This window comes from Hoeflea sp. EC-HK425 (assembly GCF_902498795.1).
Lineage (GTDB): Bacteria > Pseudomonadota > Alphaproteobacteria > Rhizobiales > Rhizobiaceae > Hoeflea > Hoeflea alexandrii.
In genome coordinates, this window is record NZ_LR701572.1 from 2,427,441 (window position 1) to 2,446,263 (window position 18,823).

Genomic DNA, 18,823 nt, shown 5'->3' on the forward strand with positions numbered 1-18,823 from the left:
GTTCCCGGTCCGTCAGGTCATCATTGTAGCCGCTCATGCGCCGCTCCCGCTGCCGGTCTTGCCTGTGGTTGAACGCTGCGCTGTCGGTTCCTCGCCCGCGCCCTCGGACGCACCGCTGTTCTCCGGCTGCTGGCTGCCGCCCACGATCCGCACGGTGGAACCGGGCCTGACACTCTGCACACCCTCGGTGACGACTTCATCGCCCGCGCTCAGGTCAGCCTTGACCAGCACGGAATCGGAATTGCGCTGGATGATGGCGACGTCGACGCGCGCGGCCTTGCTGTCGGTGACCTTCCAGACATAGGCACCGGCCGAATCCCACTGGACCGCGAGCGGGTCGACGGCGGGCCATCGGTCCCCCTCGAAGCGGATACTGACCTCAAATGACATTCCGGCGCGCAACGTGTCGTCGGGATTGGCGATCTGGGCACGCACACGCAAGGTGCGGCTCGCCTCGTCGACACGGTTGTCGACTGCTGAAATGGCGCCGGTGAAGCGCTCGCCCGGGCGGGAACTGGCAGTCGCGATCACCTCCTTGCCAATTTCCATGCCCGAGGCAAAGCGTTCGGGCACGAAGAATTCGACCAGGATCTGGCTGCGGTCATCGATGCTGGCGATCTCGCTCTGGCTGGTGACGTAGTCACCGGCGTTGACGGCGAGGATGCCGAGCGAGCCGCTGATCGGTGCGGTCACTGTGCGCCGGGCGAGGTTGAGTTCGGCCTCGCGCAGGGCGACTTCTGCGGCATCCAGCGCATTCTGCGCCTGATCGGCCTCGACGCTCGAAGCCGCACTGCTGGCAACGAGGCTCTGCAGCCGGTCGACCTTAGCACGGGCGTCATTGACAGTGAGCTTGGCACGCTCGACGGCGAGTTCCTCCTGTGCCGCATCCAGGCGGATCAGCACGTCACCACGGTCGACCTTGCCGCCCGGCCGCACCGGAATGTCGGCAATCTGGCCGGAGACCAGGGTGCGCACCGAAACCGAGCGAACCGCCTGACCGGTGCCGATTGCGGTGAGCTGGTCGTTGACGAGACCTTCACTGACCGGCGCGACGATAACGATTGCCTCCCGACCGCCGTGTGGGCGGCCTGAAGCGCCGGCGCCCGGCGCACCGGCAGATGCCTTGTCTTGACCATCCGCGTCGGGGGCAAACAACGAGATCTTTTCAAGCCCGCTGCGGACCAGGACATCATGCGCTCCGGGATAGGCCCAGGACCATGTCACAAAGGCGGCAGCGACAAGGACGAGCGAGAAGACGAGTTGTTTCCAAAGCTTCAAAGTCGTGACTTCCGTTAATGGCCGCGATCTGGTTTCGCGTGCGACATCCCAATTTTCCCTGGCCAATGTCCCCGTAATCGGGGGCGGTGTCGGGTCGGTCGATTGACAACATAGCGCGTGATGCGAGAACGGCATCTGCAATTTTTGAGAATAGACCGTCAAATGGGTCTTTTTTTGCAGTGCAGCGGAAAACAGCGTCCGAAAGGGTCCTGCATGCGCTGGCTCCAGCGGCTTGCAGGACAAGCCCTTCAGGATGCGAGCGAGATCGCCCACCAGGGCTGCACAGTCAGGGAGCGCGCGCGGGACCGCCGGGTCAGTGGTTCCAGCGAACCATGAACCGGTCGCATGGCTGGCCATCGAAGGCGGTCAAATGATCGACGCGGACGGGTTTACCAAGAACCCCGGAAAACAGCATTTCAAACACGCCCCTATGCCAAGGGCAGCCGGGGACGGAGATAGGGTTTGCGCGGATCTCGATTGTTGCGGGGTGGCCCGGCTTGACAGTGACCCGGGCATTTCCCGCAAAGGTCCAGGCATGGGCGCGGATCGCCTTGAGCAGCGCCCTTGCCGCAAGCCACGCCGGCAGGTTCTCAAGCAGTTTCCGAACCGGTCGAGGGATGCGATTGTCCAGGATGTAGTGCCCGGTCCGTGTGCCGGCATCCGCCATCAGCATTTCAAAAACCGGGCGGTCAAGCTGCTGGAACAGGGTCATGTTGAGCCGGTTTACGGGCTCGGCGGGCACCATGCTGTCAGGCGGAAGATCGAACCAGTCGATCACCCCGGCATGGGCGAAAAGGGCACGAGCTCGTTTGGCGCCGCAGATGTCGATCAGGGCAAGCCGGGTCTGGATGACGGCATTCGGGCCGACCTTGTGGACGGCATGCGGTGACGGGGCGTCCATACTGAGTTCGAGCGCCTCTTCACCCATGTCCGAGAAGCCAGGCCCTGCAAGCTGCTCCGCTGCCGCTCCAGAAAGAACCGGGCTTGTCGCATCGCTCATTGCGCGGGCTCCCGGCCTTCCTCCATCTGCTCGGTGCCGCCGCCGCAGGCCATCACCTTGCCGGTGTCGTCGTCGCTGAGCCTGGCGCGGGCCTTCTCAAGCGCCACCTTGCGGTCATGGATGGCGGCCCAGTCTTCCATCTGCGCCGGTGCGATCTTGCGGGTGCGGTCGAAATTGAAGTTGACGCCCTTCTTGGATTGAGGTCCCCAGTAATTGGCCTTGCCGAGATCGTAGAACTTGCGCTCGAAACCAGCCTTGAGGAAGGCCTTGAGGCATCCGAGCAGATATCTGCGCCGGAAGCCGGTGCCGCGCCAGGGGTAATGGAACAGGGCCTTCTGCATGTAGAAGCGGCGGTAATTGTTCATCACCCGGTCGAGCAGTTCGGCCCGGTCCATGGCTTCGGGCTTCATGATCGGTGTGACGAAATTGTACTTCTCGAAGTCGAAGATCTCGACCTTGTCGCCCAGCTCCTGAAACAGCGGCGTGAACGGCCAGGGCGTGTACATGGCCCAGTTGGCAAGATCGGGCTGCCAGTCCCAGGCCATGCGGTAGGTTTCCTCGAGCGTCTCGGCGGTCTCGTTTTCCAGGCCCACGATGAACTGCGCCTCGACGAAGATGTCAGCCTCGCGCAGGAGCCGGATGGCCTCCTTGTTCTCGGAAACCTTGGTCTCCTTGTTGAAGCGGTCGAGCTTGAGCTGGGCTGCGGCCTCGGTACCTAGCGAGATGTGGACGAGGCCCGCCTTGCGGTAGAACTTCAGAAGTTCCTTGTCGCGCATGATGTCGGTGACGCGGGTGTTGATGCCCCACTTGACCTTGTCAGGCAGACCGCGGGCGATCAGTTCCTCGCAGAACTGGATGAACTTCTTGCGGTTGATGGTCGGTTCCTCGTCGGCAAGAATGAAGAAGCCGACGTCGTGGTTGTTGACCAGGTTTTCAATCTCGTCGACCACCTTCTTCGGATCGCGCACCCGGTAGTCGCGCCAGAATTTCCACTGGCTGCAGAAGGAACAGGTAAACGGGCAACCGCGGGCCATGTTGGGGATGGCAACGCGCACACCGAGCGGCACATAGATGTACTTGCTCCATTCCAGAAGCGTCCAGTCCGGGTTGATGGCATCAAGATCCTTGACCGTGGGCGCAGCCTGGGTAGCCACGATCTTGCCGTCATCGGCGATGTAGGCGAGGCCCTTGATGGCCGCCCTTCCCTCGGGCCAGCGCTCCTCGGCGACGGTGCGGATCAGTTCACGGAAGATTTCCTCGCCCTCGCCTCGAACAATGACGTCGATCCAGGGTGCCTCGGAGAGCACCTGCTTGTACATGAATGTGGCGTGAATGCCGCCCAGCACCCTGAGTGCACCGGGCACCACCTCCCTGGCGATCTCAAGCACCCTCTCCGCCTTGTAGATCGACGGCGTGATGGCGGTTACACCGACCACATCGGGCTTGAGTTCGGTGAGCCGGGATGCGAGATCCTCGTCAGAGAGATCATTGGTCATCGCATCGATGAAGTGGATGTCGGTGAAGCCCGCGTCCTTGAGATGGCCCGCCAGATAGGCGACCCAGGCCGGTGGCCAGTTGCCGGCGATTTCCGCGCCGCCCGAGTGATAGTTCGGATGAACGAGTACAATGCGCATGCTGGCCTCCCATCAAGTTATGTCCAGTTAAATTGACATAACTTGTGTCATTTATTTTTGACATGGATCAACACATCGGCAGCATTTGGATCGGGAGGCTGAAGAGATGACGCGCCAAGCACGGCTGAACAGCTCGCAGAGCCTGAAGCAGAGGCAGCACCGGCACTTGAATTGCGGACATTCCGTACTTGTCAGGTATTGCGGAAAAGACGCGTCCCCATGTCGGACGCATGGGCGAGGAGCGCCAGCACCAGCCAGACGGCAATCATGCCCGCTGACGCGCCCGACAGCGCGGCATAGAGAGCGCCGAGCAGGCCCGCACCCGAGGCCATCGTCAGGATCAGCGAGCCGACACGCGCGCGAGAGCGCATGAAGACCAGGATGAGCACCGCTTCCAAGCCGATGACGGCGAGAGCCAGAAGCGCGATCCGGCCGTCACCGACGAAGGTGATAACCCAGTCCGGCCACATCAGTGCGCTGCCGGTCTGAGCAGTTGGCGCATGTCCTTGAGGAACACGCGGACATGGGCCATCGGATCTTTTCGGACCAGCTTCTTGTTGAGGTAGCTTTCCCAGGTCAGCCGCTGGACGTCCTTGTCGGCGCACATCTTGACGAATTTCTCGCGGCGCTTGTCGCTCGAATACCAGAACCATTGCATGAAGCCGAGCACCAGGAAGACCTTGCCATGGGCCTTCTGAAAACGCTTGCGGGCGCTGGCGAGATGCTTGGCATTGCCGGTCTCGAGAACCTTAATGGCGGCTTCGGCGCCAAGATCACCGGTGTGCATGGCATACCAGATCCCCTCACCCGAGGAGGGTGCCACCACGCCTGCCGCGTCACCGATCAGCAGCACATTCCTGCCGTCATCCCAGCGCTTCATCGGCTTGAGCGGCAGCGGCGCGCCCTCTTCGCGGACGGTTTCGGCGTCGGCAAGACCAAAGCGCTCGCGCAGTTCACGGGTGGCGGCCTTGAGATCGAAGCCCTTCACCGCCGAACCGCAGCCGACGCTGGTGTAGGGCCCGTGCGGAAACACCCAGCCATAGAAATCGGGCGAGATCTCGCCGTCATAGATCACCTCGCATTGGGTAGGATCGAATTCCTTGTTGGCACCCGGCGCCGGCGAGCGGACGATTTCGTGATAGGCGAACACATAGGGCGGGCGCAACTTCGGCCCGAAGATCGCGCGACGCACGGCCGAATTGGCGCCATCAGCGCCGATCACCACCGAGGCCGTCAGCGTCTCCGCGTCGCGATCCTTGCTCTTGGCAAGCTTGATGTCCACCAGCCCGTCGGCCCGGTGTTCGAGCGAGGCGAAATTCGCGGCGCGATAATCTGCCCCGACAAGCCGGGCACGTTCGCGAAGATAAGGGTCAAACTGGTCACGGTCGACCATGCCGACATGGCCGACATCGCCGATCTCCATGCCGACCTGAACTCCGCTCGGGCCGGTCATCCGGGCACCGCGAACGCGCGCCTTGATCTGCTCGGGCGCGATTGCATATTGCGCCATGGCATTGGACGGAATGGCCCCGCCACAGGGTTTGGTGCGGCCCTCCTTGTCGACCAGCAAGGTGCTTCGTCCGGCTGCGGCCAGCCGTTCGGCCGCACGCGCGCCGGCGGGGCCGCCACCGATGACGATCACGTCATAATGGGTCGGGGCGACATGGTCGCGTGGTGCATCATGGGTGTTCAAATGCATGATCTTCACTCCGCTGGAATTGCGTAGGAGGGGGCAGGTTCAGGCACCCGCTCCCGGGCTGGAAGGCCGGGCTGCCGGTGCGCCGGTGTCCTGATCAGAAGCGCGATTGCCGCGGCGACGACGAACAGACCGGCCTCAAGTCCGAAGACAACGGCAAAGGACAAGGGCGTGTCGCCGGTCAGGGCTCTTGTAACGTCGATTGCGACGGTGCCGAGAAAGCCGCCGAGGCCGAAGGAGACTGCCTGGGCGGCGCCCCAGACACCCATGCGGATGCCCTCGGAGGCACCGTCGCCGCCCGAGGCCAGCATCATCATCGCGCCGATGGCGGCGACGGCGAAAGCGCCATTGGCGACGCCGAGCACGAAGATGTTGGCCTTGAGCGGCCAGGCCGGCGCAACCAATGCAGACAGAGAAAGACCGGCCAGCGCCACCGCCGAGCCGACACAGCCAAAGAAGATGAAGGCCTTGAGAATAAGCGGCTTCTTCCGGGCAAACAGCGAGCCGAGCACGCCGACCATTGCCATGCCAAGCAGGATGCCGCTGTGCTGCAGACCTGAAATCTGCGTGGTTTCGCCCGGCGTAAGGCCAAACAGCAATCCGCCGAAGGGCTCGAGAATGAGATCCTGGGTGGCGTAGGCGAGCATCGAGACAAAAACGAAAACAGTGAACAGCCGTGCATCACGATCGCCCCAGGTGGCAGCCAGACTGCGGCGGAAATCGAGCCGCTGCGCCGCCGGCGGGCCGTCGACGGGCATGGTGTTGCGTTCGACATTGAAGATCGCGACACAGGTCAGCGTGAAGGCGATGGCTCCGGCAATCGCCGTCACAGTGATCAGCCGGACAAAGGAAAACGGATCAAGCCAGGCGCCGGAGATGATCGCGGTGACGACGATGCCGGCGATCATCATCATCCAGACGATGGTTGCGGCAGCAGGCTTGCGATGCAGCGCGGTGCGGCTTGCCAGCAAGGCCAGCAGCGAGGTTCCCGCAGCGCCGATACCAAGCCCGATCAGGGCGAAACAACCGATCGCCAGCGCCATGGCCAGCCAGAAATGATCGCCGAACAACAGCGTGGTGGCAGACGCTCCCGTACCCGACAACGCCAACAACAGGATACCGCCAACGATCCAGGGCGTGCGCCTCCCGCCGCGGTCGGAGCCATGCCCCCACAGCGGCCGGGAAATCTGGACGCCGTAGTGTAGGCCGACAAGGAGCCCGGGGATGACGGCGGCAAGCATCAGCTCGACCACCATGACGCGGTTGAGAACCGAGGTGGTGAGTACCACGATCGATCCCAGCGACGCCTGTACCAGTCCAAGCCGCACGATCGAGAGCCAGCCGAGGCCCGCAGTGGCTCCGCTCTGTCCCGTTGCCGCGTATCCAGCCATTGCCTCTCTCCCTCCCAGGTCCGGCTCAGGGCCGGATCGCAAATGCGGTGATCATCATGCCGGTGACGTAGAGCCCGACGCCGAGCGCCGAGTACCAGATCGCCTTGCCCTTCGGATCGGCAACCAGACGGGGCAATGCCACGGCCTGCGCGAGGGCCAGCGCGCCGACTGCCGCAGCAGACCAGGCGTGGCTCCAGACCAACAGCAGACCAACCACCACCAGCTGCGGCACGATCATCGACAGGCCGGCGAACATGGCCGCGGCCCTGGCGCCCATCTGCACCGGCAGCGAGGCGATACCCATTTTGGTGTCGCCTTCCATCGATTTGAAATCATTGAGCGTCATGATGCCCAGTGCACCAAGGCCGTACAAGAACGCGATGATGAAGATCTCACCGCTGGGAACGGTTCCCAACGCCGCTGCGGCGGCGGTGATCCAAGGCAAGGTCTCGTAGGAAAATCCGCAAGCCGTATTGCCCCACCAGCCGTTGCGCTTGAGCCGGAACGGCGGTGCCGAATAGGCCCAGGCGAGCGCCAGCCCGATGGCTGCGGCGACAAAGACGGTCGTGCCAAGCAAGGCGGCAACGATCATCGACAGGATGGAGTTGAAGATCGCCACCCAGAGACCCCAGCGCCCAGGCATACGGCCCGATGGGATGACCCTGTCAGGTTCGTTGATGGCGTCGACATGGCGGTCGAACCAGTCATTGACCGCCTGGCTGGTGCCGCACAGCAACGGCCCGGCGAGCAGAACGCCGAGCCCCACCGCGATCCATCGGTCGGAGGTGATCTGCCCGGCGGAAATCGCGCCGCAGGCAAAGGCCCACATCGGCGGAAACCAGGTGACGGGCTTGAGCAAGGCCAGCACCGCACCCGGTGTGGGCACCCTGGGAGAAGCGGGAGTTGTTTGCGCCATGGTCATGACAAAAGTCTATGACCGGGAAGCGATAACGTCAATTCAAATTGACAGTGTAAATGTTATTTTACAGTTGGCGACGGACCAAGCAGACAGGCTCAGGCCCGGCCGGTGTAGTCCTCGAGCCCGTAGCGCTTGAGCTTGAGGTACAGGCTCTGGCGGGAGAGGCCGAGAAGATCCGCAGCGGCGGCCCGATTGTTTTCGGTCTGGGTCAGCGCCGCCTCAATGCAGAGTTTCTCGATGACGTCGGCCGATTCGCGGATCAGTTCCTTGAGCGGCACCCGCCCGATCAGCTCCGAGAAATCCGACGTGGCCCCATGCACGCCATTGGCTTTCGCGGCGGCAGGCATTTCCCGCGTGCCCTGCTCCGTAACGATGACCGAGTAGAGCGGATCACCGCCGGTGTCGATGCGTGTCGCCGACAGCCTGACGGGCCTGCTGGCACCCATATCGTCACGCACCACGGTCAGGAACTGGCGCACTTCGCCTTCGTCGCGCAGCCGGTTGGACAGAACCTGCATGTCAACACTCGAGGCACCAAGCCAGTTGTTGACATTGCGCCCGACGGCAAGACTGCGGCTGAGCAGATGGATCATGTCGAGAAAGCGGCCATTGACCGAGTGGATGGCGCCCTTCGCATCGATCACGATCTGGGCCTCGGGCACGGCTTCGGTCCAACCCCACTTGTCAGCCGTAAGACTGCGGGTGGGATAATCTTCCTCGACCTGGCTGGAAATGGAGACCAGATAATTGATCTTGCCGTTTTCGCGGTACGGGCTGATCCTGAGTTCGATCGCGGAACCGTCGGATGACGCGGAGACTGCCAGCGTTCGGCTCTGCCCAAGCGACCGCGATTCGGCCAGGGCCTCCATCAAGCGCTCGCGACCATCGCGCTGGACCAGGGAGACCAGAGTGTCTCCGACCATCTTGTCCAGGGTTACACCGCAGATGCTGCCGGCGGCGGCATTGCCGTCTATGATCCGCCGGGTCTCACCATCAACGACCAGAAGTGCGGCATCCATGCGTTGATAGATGACGCGATAGCGGGCCTCGGATTCGCGCACGCGGCGATATTCCCGCTCCAGCTCGAACTGGGCCTGAATCAATTGCTGCTGGACTTCGGCAAACTTGCGAAGGTCGGTTCCCGACGCCACGAGATAGGGAAAACCGTCGATGCGGCGGAGCACGTATTCAATCGGCAGATCCGAGCCCCGGGCGCCGGGGTGATTGACCTGATGGGTACGGCTGGCGCCGGTCTTGGCACATTCATCGATGAGATTGCGGATCTTGTCGACGCTTTCGCCGGTGACCGTATCGGTCCAGGCCCGTCCGGGCCAGTCCTCGACACCAAATCGCTGGATTGCCGCGTCGAGGTAGGCAACATCGATAATGGATCCGGAAGCGTCGACCAGGAGAGTCACGTCACCACCGAGCGACGCCATGGTGAGCGACACAGAAGGCGGGAGGTCCGCGAACGCTTGAAGGGTTTTTTCAAAGGTTCGGTGGAGTGTCCTGGAGGTTTGTTGTTCCATTTTCCGATCAGGCACTTCGCAACGGTTCCAACAGGGAGCCGTTTATTCCCGTCGCAATTTGCGCCGAAATGCGAGTTGCGCCATGCCTCTCCGCTGTCTCTAACGCGATTTGGGCATTGCTGCAAACCTTTTCAACGCCCCGTTCTACCAGCCACTGGGAGTGTTCCGCAGCAGCCGGCCCGCCAGCGATTACACAGGTCCGTTCCCGATTTACGGACGTGTGAATTGCTTGCAGAACGGATTCAACCCGATTCTTAAGCCTATTGTCGAGCCATGCAATGCATACCAGCTGAAAATCACCGGACCTCATCACCTCTGACAAATCCAGAATACGGTCGGTAAAGATCATGCTGGTTTCCCAGCCCCGAAGGCGGAAACGCTCCTCGATCAGGCTGACGGCAAACAGATGTGTTTCGCCGCGCGGCACCAGCAACAGCATCGAACGATCACCAGCAGAGCGTTCGAAACAACGGTTATCCTGGCTCAACCGCGCCAATATGCGCTGCAGCCGCGAAGTGGCGACCGTGACCACGGCAAAGCCGAGGCTGTCGCACTCCCACTCCTCGCCCAAACGAACCGCGCAGGCTTCCAGGAGGTCGAGCATCTCGGAAGGTCCGAGGGAGCGCGCCCGCATGAAGCCGATGTAATCGAACTCGCCGTCCGAGAGCACCTTGGCATAGATCTTGTCGAGGACCGATATGAACCGTTTGACACCCTCCATTGCGGAGGAACCCGGCATGGCGCCGGAGAGCTGGTCTTCGGACTGGGATAATGTCATGGCGACACTCGCGTCCGGACATGGATGACCGGTCCTGTTGATGGTGGGGGCGACGGATGGACCGGACTGGCCTGCGGCACCGGCATCTCTTGATCCCGACCCCGGAAGACCACCCTTGAAACAGGTCTTCACCACGACGCGTTCGATGATGTTGTACAGGTCGTTACCGGCCCGCTCTTGCTTCAACGCACCGGAAACTCCGCCGACACTGGCGGTACCTGGGACTTGCGGATCTGTTTTCATGACCCCGAAACCTTTCCGGCCGCTCCGATCCGCGGCACCCACGCAGTCCGTCAAGAGGGTTGGATCTGGCAGCAGGGGCGTTGAAAATGCACCTGCCCTTGAACCCAGACCAACCGGATCTCCGTCATGGAGTCTCTCCCGCTGTGGCATGAAGAGAATGATACGAATTGTTCCCTTTGTAAACCTGATATGACGTCAATTAAAATTGACACTTTCAAATTCTGTGACTAACCTCTTCACATCGGGGTCTCGAGTGGAGAGGGATAGAGCCAGATGAATGCGCATGTTTCGCTCAGCGAAAATCCAGTCGGTCTCTACTCGGTTGAAGAGCGCATCCGTCGCGACCAATCGGTCTGGACTCTGGTTCAAGGCATTCTCGCGCCAATCCAGTTCCTGGTCTTTGCGATTTCCGTCGGCCTTATCGCGCATTGGTGGCTGACCGGTTCCTGGCTGATGGCCGCCCATGCCTCGATCGTCATCAAGACAATGACGCTCTACGCCATCATGGTCACCGGCTCGATCTGGGAGAAGGAGGTGTTCGGCGCCTATCTCTTCGCCCGCCCGTTCTTCTGGGAAGACATGGTCTCGATGCTGGTGCTCGCCCTGCACACCGCCTATCTGGCGGCGCTGTTCGGCGGCTTGCTTTCTGACGGGCAGCTGATGGCTCTGGCCGTCGCCGCCTATGTTTCCTACGTCGTCAATGCCGGACAGTTCCTCTGGAAATTCCGTCTGGCACGCCTGGACGCCTCCTCCCATTCAAACATCGAGGCTTCGGCATGACCACAATATTTGACGCCAGCACCGCCTGTTCCGACACCGCCGCCAAACCGGCCCGCGACGTGCTCAAGCAACGCGGTCAGCATGAAGTGTTCTGCGGCCTAACCTCGATCATGTGGCTGCACCGCAAGATGCAGGACGCCTTCTTCCTGATCGTCGGCTCGCGTACCTGCGCTCACCTCATGCAATCGGCAGCCGGCGTGATGATCTTCGCCGAACCGCGATTCGCCACCGCCATCATCGACGAGCGCGACCTTGCCGGCATGGCCGACATGAATGACGAACTCGACAAGGTGGTGACCCGGCTTCTGGCCCGCCGTCCCGAGATCAAGCTTCTGGTTCTGGTCGGCTCCTGCCCGTCGGAAGTGATCAAGCTCGACCTGCCGCGCGCGGCCAGCCGTCTCAATGGCGAGCATTCGCCCGCCTGCCGGGTGATGGCCTATTCGGGATCGGGCATCGAGACGACCTTTACCCAGGGAGAGGACAATTTCCTCGCAGCCCTGGTCCCGGAAATGCCCGCTGAAGCAGCCGATGCTGCGGCCTCTCTCGTCGTTGTCGGCGCGCTCGGCGATGTCGTGGAAGACCAGATGATGCGGGTGTTCGACGGCCTCGGTGTCGGCCCGGTCCGGTTCCTGCCCTCGCGCTCCTCGACCACTTTGCCGCCGGTCGGCCCCAACACACGGTTCATCCTGGCCCAGCCCTGGGTCGGCGCCTGCGCCCAGGCGCTTGAACGCCGCGGCGCACAAAGGATTGCGGCCCCCTTCCCGCTTGGCGAAGAAGGCGCAACGGCCTGGTACCGCGCCATTGCCGACAGCTTCGGTGTACCGGAAGCCAAATTCGACGCAATCACCGCGCCGGGTCGCGAACGCGCCCGCCGCGCCGTTGCGCGCTACCGCCCGGTGCTCGAGGGCAAATCGGTGTTCCTGTTTCCCGATTCGCAGCTCGAGCCATCGCTGGCACGCTTCCTGTCACGGGAAATGGGCACATCGATCGTCGAGGTGGGTACGCCTTATCTCAATCGTGACGTGGTTGGCGCCGAGCTGGCTCTGCTGCCCGACACTGTGCGTGTCAGCGAGGGCCAGGATGTCGAGCGGCAGATCGACCGGGTGCACAGCGACAATCCGGACCTGATCATCTGCGGGATGGGTCTTGGCAATCCGTTCGAGGCCGAGGGCCGGTCGACCAAATGGTCGATCGAGTTCGTCTTCACGCCGCTGCAGGGCTACGAGCAGGCCGGCGACCTGGCCGAGCTGATTGCCCGGCCGCTGATGCGGCGCGAGCTTCTGAAAGTGGGGAGCTGAGCCATGGAGCTGACCGTCTGGACTTATGAAGGCCCTCCCCATGTCGGCGCCATCCGCGTCGCCAATTCGATGCGCGACGTCCACTTCGTGCTGCATGCGCCGCAGGGCGACACCTATGCCGACCTCTTGTTCACCATGATCGAGCGCAACAAGAAGCGCCCGCCGGTGACCTACACAACATTCCAGGCGCGCGATCTTTCCGGCGACACCGCGGAAATCTTCAAGACCGCCGCGCGCGACGCGGTGGCCCGGTTCAAGCCTCAAGCGCTCCTGGTCGGAGCATCCTGCACAGCAGAGCTGATCCAGGACGATCCTGGCGGACTGGCCAAGACGCTGGGTTTGAACGTTCCGGTGGTGCCCCTGGAAATGCCGTCCTACCAGAAGAAGGAAAACTGGGGGGCTGCCGAGACCTTCTACCGGCTGGTCCGGGCATTCGCCGGCGGCGCCGGCAAGCCCGAAACTGCCCCCGAGCAGGCAAGCTGCAACATTCTGGGCCCATCCTCGCTCGGCTTCCGCAACCGCGACGACATCGTCGAGGTGGTGCGACTGGTCGAATCGCTGGGCATCCGGATCAACACGGTTGCGCCGCTCGGCGCGTCGCCCGCCGATCTTGCCCGGATCCCGCAGGCCCATTTCAACATCGTGCTCTATCCGGAAATCGCCGATACGGCGGCCCGCTGGCTCAAGCGCCAGTTCGGCCAGGAGATGGTGACAACGGTTCCGATCGGCGTCGGTGCCACGCGCGACTTCGTCGCCGAGGTAGCCAAGGTCGCGGGCGTTTCGGTGCCGTCCGAACTGTTTGAAACCGGTGCCGAACGGCTGTCCTGGTACTCGGCCTCGATCGATTCCAACTATCTCACCGGCAAGCGGGTGTTCGTCTTCGGCGACGCCACCCATGCCATCGCCGCAGCCCGGATCGCTTCCGAAGAACTCGGCTTCAAGGTCTGCGGGCTTGGCACCTATTCGCGAGAATTTGCCCGCGATGTGCGCGAGGCCGCCGCGAAATACGGCGTCGAGCCGCTGATTTCTGACAATCACCTCGATGTCGAGGACGCCATCATTGCCGCGCAACCGGAACTGGTTCTGGGAACGCAGATGGAGCGCCACGCCGCCAAGCGGCTCAGGCTGCCCTGCGCGGTGATCTCGAGCCCGGTGCATGTGCAGGATTTCCCCGCGCGCTACTCGCCGCAGATGGGCTTTGAAGGCGCCAACGTGATCTTCGACAGCTGGGTACACCCACTGATGATGGGGCTTGAAGAGCACCTGCTGCAGATGTTCCGTGGCGATTTCGAGTTCCATGACGATGCCGGGTCCTCGCATCTGAGCCATGGCGGGCCGGCAGGCGCCCACCAGCCCGACGTGCAGGCTGAACGGCCCGCAACACACGCCGAGACCCCCGCCCCCGACACCGCGGCCTCAACTGCCGCCAACGACGACCAGCCGGCTTGGACCAGCGACGCCGAGCGCGAACTGCGCAAGATCCCCTTCTTCGTCCGCGGAAAGGCGCGGCGCAACACCGAATCCTACGCGGCCCAAAACGGGCTCAATCCGATCACCATAGAGACATTGTACGATGCCAAAGCACACTTCGGGCGTTAACACCGCTCCAGTCAATGTGGTTCTGATCACGCTCGACAATCACATGTCGGCAGCGGTGGATGATGCGCGGCGGATGCTTGCGGACGAACTGCCCAATCTGCACCTGAGCGTGCACGCGGCGACCGACTGGAATGACAATCCGGACAAATTGCAGGCCTGCAAGGACGACATCGCCAAGGGCAACATCATCGTCGCCTCGATGCTGTTCATCGAGGAACACGTCAAGGCGATCGGGCCGTCACTCGCGGCACGGCGCGATCACTGCGACGCAATGATGTGTTGCATGTCGACCGGCGAGATCATGAAGAACACCTCGATGGGCCGGTTCAAGATGGACGGCGAGCAGAAGGGGCCGCTTGCCCTTTTGAAGAAACTGCGCGGCGATCGGTCCAAGGACAAGAAGGACACCGGCCGGACCGCAGGCGAGCGCCAGATGGCGATGCTCAAGCGGCTGCCGAAACTGCTCCGGTTCATCCCGGGCACCGCGCAGGACGTGCGCAACTATTTCATCGCCATGCAGTACCGGATTGCCGCATCAGACGCCAATATCGCCAACCTGGTGCGGCTCTTGGTCGACAAGTACGCCGATGGCGAGCGCCGCGCCCTGCGCGGCAAGGTCACAGCCCAGGCGCCGATCGAGTATCCCGAACAGGGTGTTTATCACCCCGACATCAAGGGCCGGGTCAGCGCCGGGATCAAGGCGCTGCCACTCAAGCCCGGCGCCAGGGGCACAATCGGCCTGCTCTTGCTGCGCTCCTACATCCTGTCGGGCGACACCGGCCACTACAACGGCGTGATCCGGTCGCTTGAACGCCGTGGCTTCAATGTCGTGCCGGTGTTTTCCTCGGGCCTCGACATGCGCGGCCCGATCGAGGCCTTCCTGTCGGGCGGACAGACCGGAACCCGGATCGACGCGATGCTGTCGCTGACCGGATTCTCGCTGGTCGGCGGCCCGGCCTATTCCGATGCCGCAGCCGCCGCCGAGACGCTCGCAACACTCGACGTACCCTACGTGGCGGCGCATGTGACCGAGTTCCAGTCAATCGAGCGCTGGGAGGAATCCGACCGCGGCCTGATGCCGATCGAGACCACCATCATGGTGGCGATCCCGGAACTCGACGGCGCCACCGGCACCATGGTGTTCGGCGGCCGCACCGAGAATGCGTCAGGAACGCAGCCTTGCGTCTGTGCCCGCAATCTCGGCACCTGCCCCAAGGGCCGCTCCTGCATGAGCGCGCATCCCGAAAGGGTGGAAGTGCTGGCCGGACGGATCGAAAAGCTGGTGACGTTGCGCCAGAGCGAACGTGCCAGCCGCAAGATCGCGCTGACGATTTTCAACTTCCCGCCAAACGCCGGCAACATGGGCACAGCAGCCTTCCTCTCGGTGTTTGAATCGCTGCATGCGACGATGCTCAGGATGCGGGACGAAGGCTACACGATCGAGGTTCCCACAAGCGTTGACGACCTCCGCGACATGGTGCTCAACGGCAATGCCGCGCAGTATGGCGCGCTGGCCAATGTGCATGCGCTGGTGAGCGCCGACGATCATGTCCGCAACGAGAAGCACCTCGACGAGATCGAGGCGCAATGGGGGCCTGCACCAGGCCGTATCTTCACCAACGGAAAGTCGATCTTCGTGCTCGGCCGGCAGTTCGGCAATGTGCTTGTCGCAGTCCAGCCGGGCTTCGGCTATGAGGGCGACCCGATGCGGCTCCTGTTCGAGAAGGGCTTTGCTCCGACCCATGCGTTCGCCGCGTTCTACACCTATCTCAAGCGCAATTTCCGCGCCGATGCGGTTCTTCATTTCGGCACCCATGGCGCGCTCGAATTCATGCCTGGCAAGCAGTCGGGCATGTCGGGCAAGTGCTGGCCGGACAGGCTGATCGGGGATCTGCCGAATTTCTATCTCTATGCCGCCAACAACCCGTCCGAAGGCACGATTGCCAAGCGCCGGTCGGCGGCAACGCTTGTATCCTACCTGACCCCGCCGGTGACCAATGCCGGGCTCTACAAGGGCCTGAGCGAACTCAAATCCTCGCTCGACCGGCTGCGCAATCTGGATGCAAGCCAGACCGAGGAACGCACCGAGGCGTTCGAGCTGATCATGATCCAGGCCGGGCAGCTGGAGCTCAACCGTGCGGTGCCGGCTGACGATCCCGAACGCTATGTGGCGCAACTGACGGCTGCCATGCTTGAGCTCGAATATACGCTGATCCCGCACGGGCTGCACGTGGCCGGCCGCGCCATGAACATTGATGAGCGGCGCGAGATGCTGGCCCAGATCGCCGAGGCCGACGAGACACAATCGCCCGCAGCGGAAGTGATTGACGCCATCGCCGATTTCGACACTGCGGCCATCGATGCCGCACGCGGCGGCAACGAGGCCGACGCGCTGATCGTACGGCTTGTTCGGGCCAATGCCAATCTTGCCAACAACCGTGAACTCGACGGGCTGATCACCGCGCTCGACGGCCGCTTCGTGGCACCCTCGCCCAGCGGCGACCTTCTCAGGACACCGGACATGCTGCCCACCGGGCGCAACATTCATGGCTTCGATCCGTTCGGCATTCCAAGCGCCTACGCCGTCAAGGACGGTGCACGGCAGGCGGCCAAGGTGCTGGAGCGCTATTTCGAAACCGACGGCATGCTGCCCGAAACCATCGCCATCGTGCTGTGGGGCACCGACAATCTGAAGACCGAGGGCAGCCCGATGGCCCAGGCCATGGCGCTGATGGGCGCACGGCCGCGGCTAGACGCCTACAACCGGGTCTGTGGCGCCGAACTGATCCCGCTCGACGAGCTCAAGCGACCGCGGATCGATGCGGTGATGACGCTTTCGGGGATCTTCCGCGATCTGTTGCCGCTGCAGGCTTCGATGCTGGCCGAGGCTTCCTACCTGGCGGCAGTGGCCGATGAGCCGGAAAACATGAATTTCATACGCAAGCATGCGCTCGCCTATGCCGCCGAGCATGGCTGCGACCTCGAGCAGGCTGCCTACCGGGTGTTTTCCAATGCGGATGGTGCCTATGGCGCCAACGTGAATTTCCTGATCGGCTCCAGCGCTTGGACCGACGACCAGGAAATCGCCGACACCTACACAAGCCGCAAGGGCTTTGCGATCGACCGCAAGGGCAAGTCGTCGGCGCAGGTCGAGCTGCTAAACGATGTCTTTGCCAAGGTCGACATGGCCTACCAGAACCTCGATTCGGTCGAACTAGGCGTGACCACGATCGATCATTATTTCGACACGCTGGGCGGGATTTCGAAAGCGGTTTCACTGGCCCAGAACGGCAAACAGTTGCCGGTGTTCATCTCCGATCAGACCCAGGGCGAAGGCAAGGTCCGGACACTTGGTGAACAGGTGGCGCTGGAAACCCACACGCGTTCGCTCAACCCGAAATGGTTCGAGGGCATGCTTGCCCACGGCTACGAGGGTGTGCGCCAGATCGAGGCGCAGATTTCCAACACGGTCGGATGGTCGGCGACCACCGGCGACGTTCAGCCCTGGGTGTACCAGAAGCTGAGCGAAACCTTCATTCTCGATGAGGCAATGCGCCGGCGGCTTTCGGAGATGAACCCCGCTTCATCGCTGCGCATGGTCAACCGCCTGATCGAGGCAAAAGACAGAAATTACTGGACACCGGACGACGATACCTGGGCCGCGCTCTGCGCTGCGGGCGAGGAAATGGAAGATCGTGCCGAAGGCTTGTCCGTGGAGGCTGCAGAATGAATCTCTTTACCCACCCGCGCACGATCATGGACGAGGCACGTACCGCCAAGCTCAAGCAGGCCGCAGGCCTGGATGGCAATGGTGACGGCGACGGCAGCGTCCAGGTGCATCTGGAAACCGAAATGGACGCGGGCAAGGCCAAGGTCTTCGCCATCTACGGCAAGGGCGGCATCGGCAAGTCGACGACATCATCAAACCTGTCGGTGGCGTTTTCGATGCTGGGCAAGCGGGTCTTGCAAATCGGCTGCGACCCCAAGCACGATTCCACCTTCACCCTGACCAAGAGCCTGATCCCGACGGTGATCGATGTGCTCGAAGGTGTCGATTTTCATCCCGAGGAACTCAGGACCGAAGACTTCGTGTTCGAGGGCTTCAACGGCGTGCAGTGCGTCGAGGCCGGCGGCCCGCCCGCGGGCACCGGCTGCGGCGGCTACGTTGTCGGTCAGACGGTCAAACTGCTCAAGGAGCATCACCTGCTCGAGGACACCGATGTGGTGATTTTCGACGTGCTCGGCGACGTTGTCTGCGGCGGCTTCGCCTCTCCGCTGCAGCATGCAGAGCGTGCCGTCGTTGTGGCCGCCAACGATTTCGATTCGATCTTCGCCATGAACCGCATCGTCGCCGCCATCAAGGCCAAGTCGAAAAACTACGACGTGCGGCTTGGCGGCGTCATCGCCAACCGCTCGCGCGAAACCGACCAGATCGACCGCTACAACGAGGCGATCGGCCTCAAGCGGCTGGCCCATATCGTCGACTCCGACGCCGTGCGCAGGAGCCGGCTGAAAAAATGCACCCTGTTCGAAATGGGCGACGATCCGGAGATCGTGTCGATCCAGCAGGAATACATGAAGCTTGCCGAGCAATTGTGGGCCGGAACGGAAGAGCTCTCGGCCAACCCGATGAAGGACCGGGAGATCTTCGATTTCCTCGGTTTCGAGTGAGACAGGA

14 protein-coding genes are annotated in these 18,823 nt (G+C 62.5%); 5 read left to right on the forward strand and 9 right to left on the reverse strand.

Annotation, left to right across the window (positions count from 1 at the left end; translation table 11 throughout):
• Window positions 1–33 precede the first annotated feature (33 nt).
• The 9 genes from SPHINGO391_RS14550 to SPHINGO391_RS14590 form a co-directional block, all read right to left on the reverse strand.
• Window positions 34–1,278: an efflux RND transporter periplasmic adaptor subunit gene (locus tag SPHINGO391_RS14550; protein ID WP_244615202.1), complete on the reverse strand. Its 1,245-nt coding sequence runs from the start codon at window positions 1,276–1,278 to the stop codon at window positions 34–36.
• A 313-nt stretch (window positions 1,279–1,591) separates the two neighbouring features.
• Window positions 1,592–2,278 (reverse strand): bacteriochlorophyll 4-vinyl reductase, encoded by a 687-nt coding sequence (bchJ, locus tag SPHINGO391_RS14555; RefSeq protein ID WP_152009505.1) that lies wholly within the window; start codon window positions 2,276–2,278, stop codon window positions 1,592–1,594.
• Window positions 2,275–3,912, reverse strand: coding sequence for a magnesium-protoporphyrin IX monomethyl ester anaerobic oxidative cyclase (gene bchE, locus SPHINGO391_RS14560; RefSeq protein ID WP_152009506.1), 1,638 nt, complete (start codon window positions 3,910–3,912; stop codon window positions 2,275–2,277). The genes bchJ and bchE overlap by 4 nt, the downstream gene beginning before the upstream one ends.
• Window positions 3,913–4,103: 191 nt before the next feature.
• Entirely contained in the window at window positions 4,104–4,382 is a 279-nt protein-coding gene (locus tag SPHINGO391_RS14565) for a hypothetical protein (protein WP_152009507.1), read from the reverse strand.
• A complete protein-coding gene (locus SPHINGO391_RS14570; RefSeq protein ID WP_152009508.1) occupies window positions 4,382–5,611 on the reverse strand; it encodes a geranylgeranyl diphosphate reductase in 1,230 nt (409 codons plus the stop codon). The genes SPHINGO391_RS14565 and SPHINGO391_RS14570 overlap by 1 nt, the downstream gene beginning before the upstream one ends.
• Before the next feature lie 5 nt (window positions 5,612–5,616).
• Window positions 5,617–6,999, reverse strand: a complete 1,383-nt coding sequence (locus tag SPHINGO391_RS14575) for a BCD family MFS transporter (protein WP_152009509.1) — start codon at window positions 6,997–6,999, stop codon at window positions 5,617–5,619.
• Window positions 7,000–7,024: 25 nt separating this feature from the next.
• Window positions 7,025–7,915: a chlorophyll synthase ChlG gene (gene chlG / locus SPHINGO391_RS14580; RefSeq protein ID WP_152009510.1), complete on the reverse strand. Its 891-nt coding sequence runs from the start codon at window positions 7,913–7,915 to the stop codon at window positions 7,025–7,027.
• 98 nt (window positions 7,916–8,013) lie between these two features.
• Window positions 8,014–9,369 carry a transcriptional regulator PpsR gene (gene ppsR / locus SPHINGO391_RS14585; protein ID WP_193217297.1) on the reverse strand — a complete coding sequence of 452 codons (1,356 nt, stop codon included), beginning with the start codon at window positions 9,367–9,369 and terminating at the stop codon, window positions 8,014–8,016.
• Window positions 9,370–9,454: 85 nt separating this feature from the next.
• Window positions 9,455–10,468, reverse strand: a complete 1,014-nt coding sequence (locus SPHINGO391_RS14590; protein ID WP_152009512.1) for a hypothetical protein — start codon at window positions 10,466–10,468, stop codon at window positions 9,455–9,457.
• A gap of 273 nt (window positions 10,469–10,741) precedes the next feature.
• Here SPHINGO391_RS14590 and bchF point away from each other — a divergent pair, with 273 nt between their 5' ends.
• The 5 genes from bchF to bchL are packed head-to-tail and all read left to right on the forward strand — an operon-like array spanning window position 10,742 to window position 18,816.
• Complete coding sequence (bchF, locus tag SPHINGO391_RS14595) at window positions 10,742–11,248, forward strand: 2-vinyl bacteriochlorophyllide hydratase (RefSeq protein ID WP_152009513.1); 507 nt, start codon at window positions 10,742–10,744, stop codon at window positions 11,246–11,248.
• Window positions 11,245–12,546, forward strand: coding sequence for a ferredoxin:protochlorophyllide reductase (ATP-dependent) subunit N (locus SPHINGO391_RS14600; RefSeq protein ID WP_152009514.1), 1,302 nt, complete (start codon window positions 11,245–11,247; stop codon window positions 12,544–12,546). Before bchF ends, SPHINGO391_RS14600 begins: the two co-directional genes overlap by 4 nt.
• A gap of 3 nt (window positions 12,547–12,549) precedes the next feature.
• On the forward strand, window positions 12,550–14,145 hold the full coding sequence (gene bchB, locus SPHINGO391_RS14605) for a ferredoxin:protochlorophyllide reductase (ATP-dependent) subunit B (protein WP_152009515.1): 1,596 nt from the start codon (window positions 12,550–12,552) through the stop codon (window positions 14,143–14,145).
• The gene (locus SPHINGO391_RS14610; protein WP_152009516.1) at window positions 14,120–17,875 is read left to right on the forward strand and encodes a magnesium chelatase subunit H; all 3,756 of its coding nucleotides are present in this window, start codon (window positions 14,120–14,122) and stop codon (window positions 17,873–17,875) included. Before bchB ends, SPHINGO391_RS14610 begins: the two co-directional genes overlap by 26 nt.
• A 26-nt stretch (window positions 17,876–17,901) precedes the next feature.
• The gene (gene bchL, locus SPHINGO391_RS14615) at window positions 17,902–18,816 is read left to right on the forward strand and encodes a ferredoxin:protochlorophyllide reductase (ATP-dependent) iron-sulfur ATP-binding protein (RefSeq protein WP_152011573.1); all 915 of its coding nucleotides are present in this window, start codon (window positions 17,902–17,904) and stop codon (window positions 18,814–18,816) included.
• Window positions 18,817–18,823 lie beyond the last annotated feature (7 nt).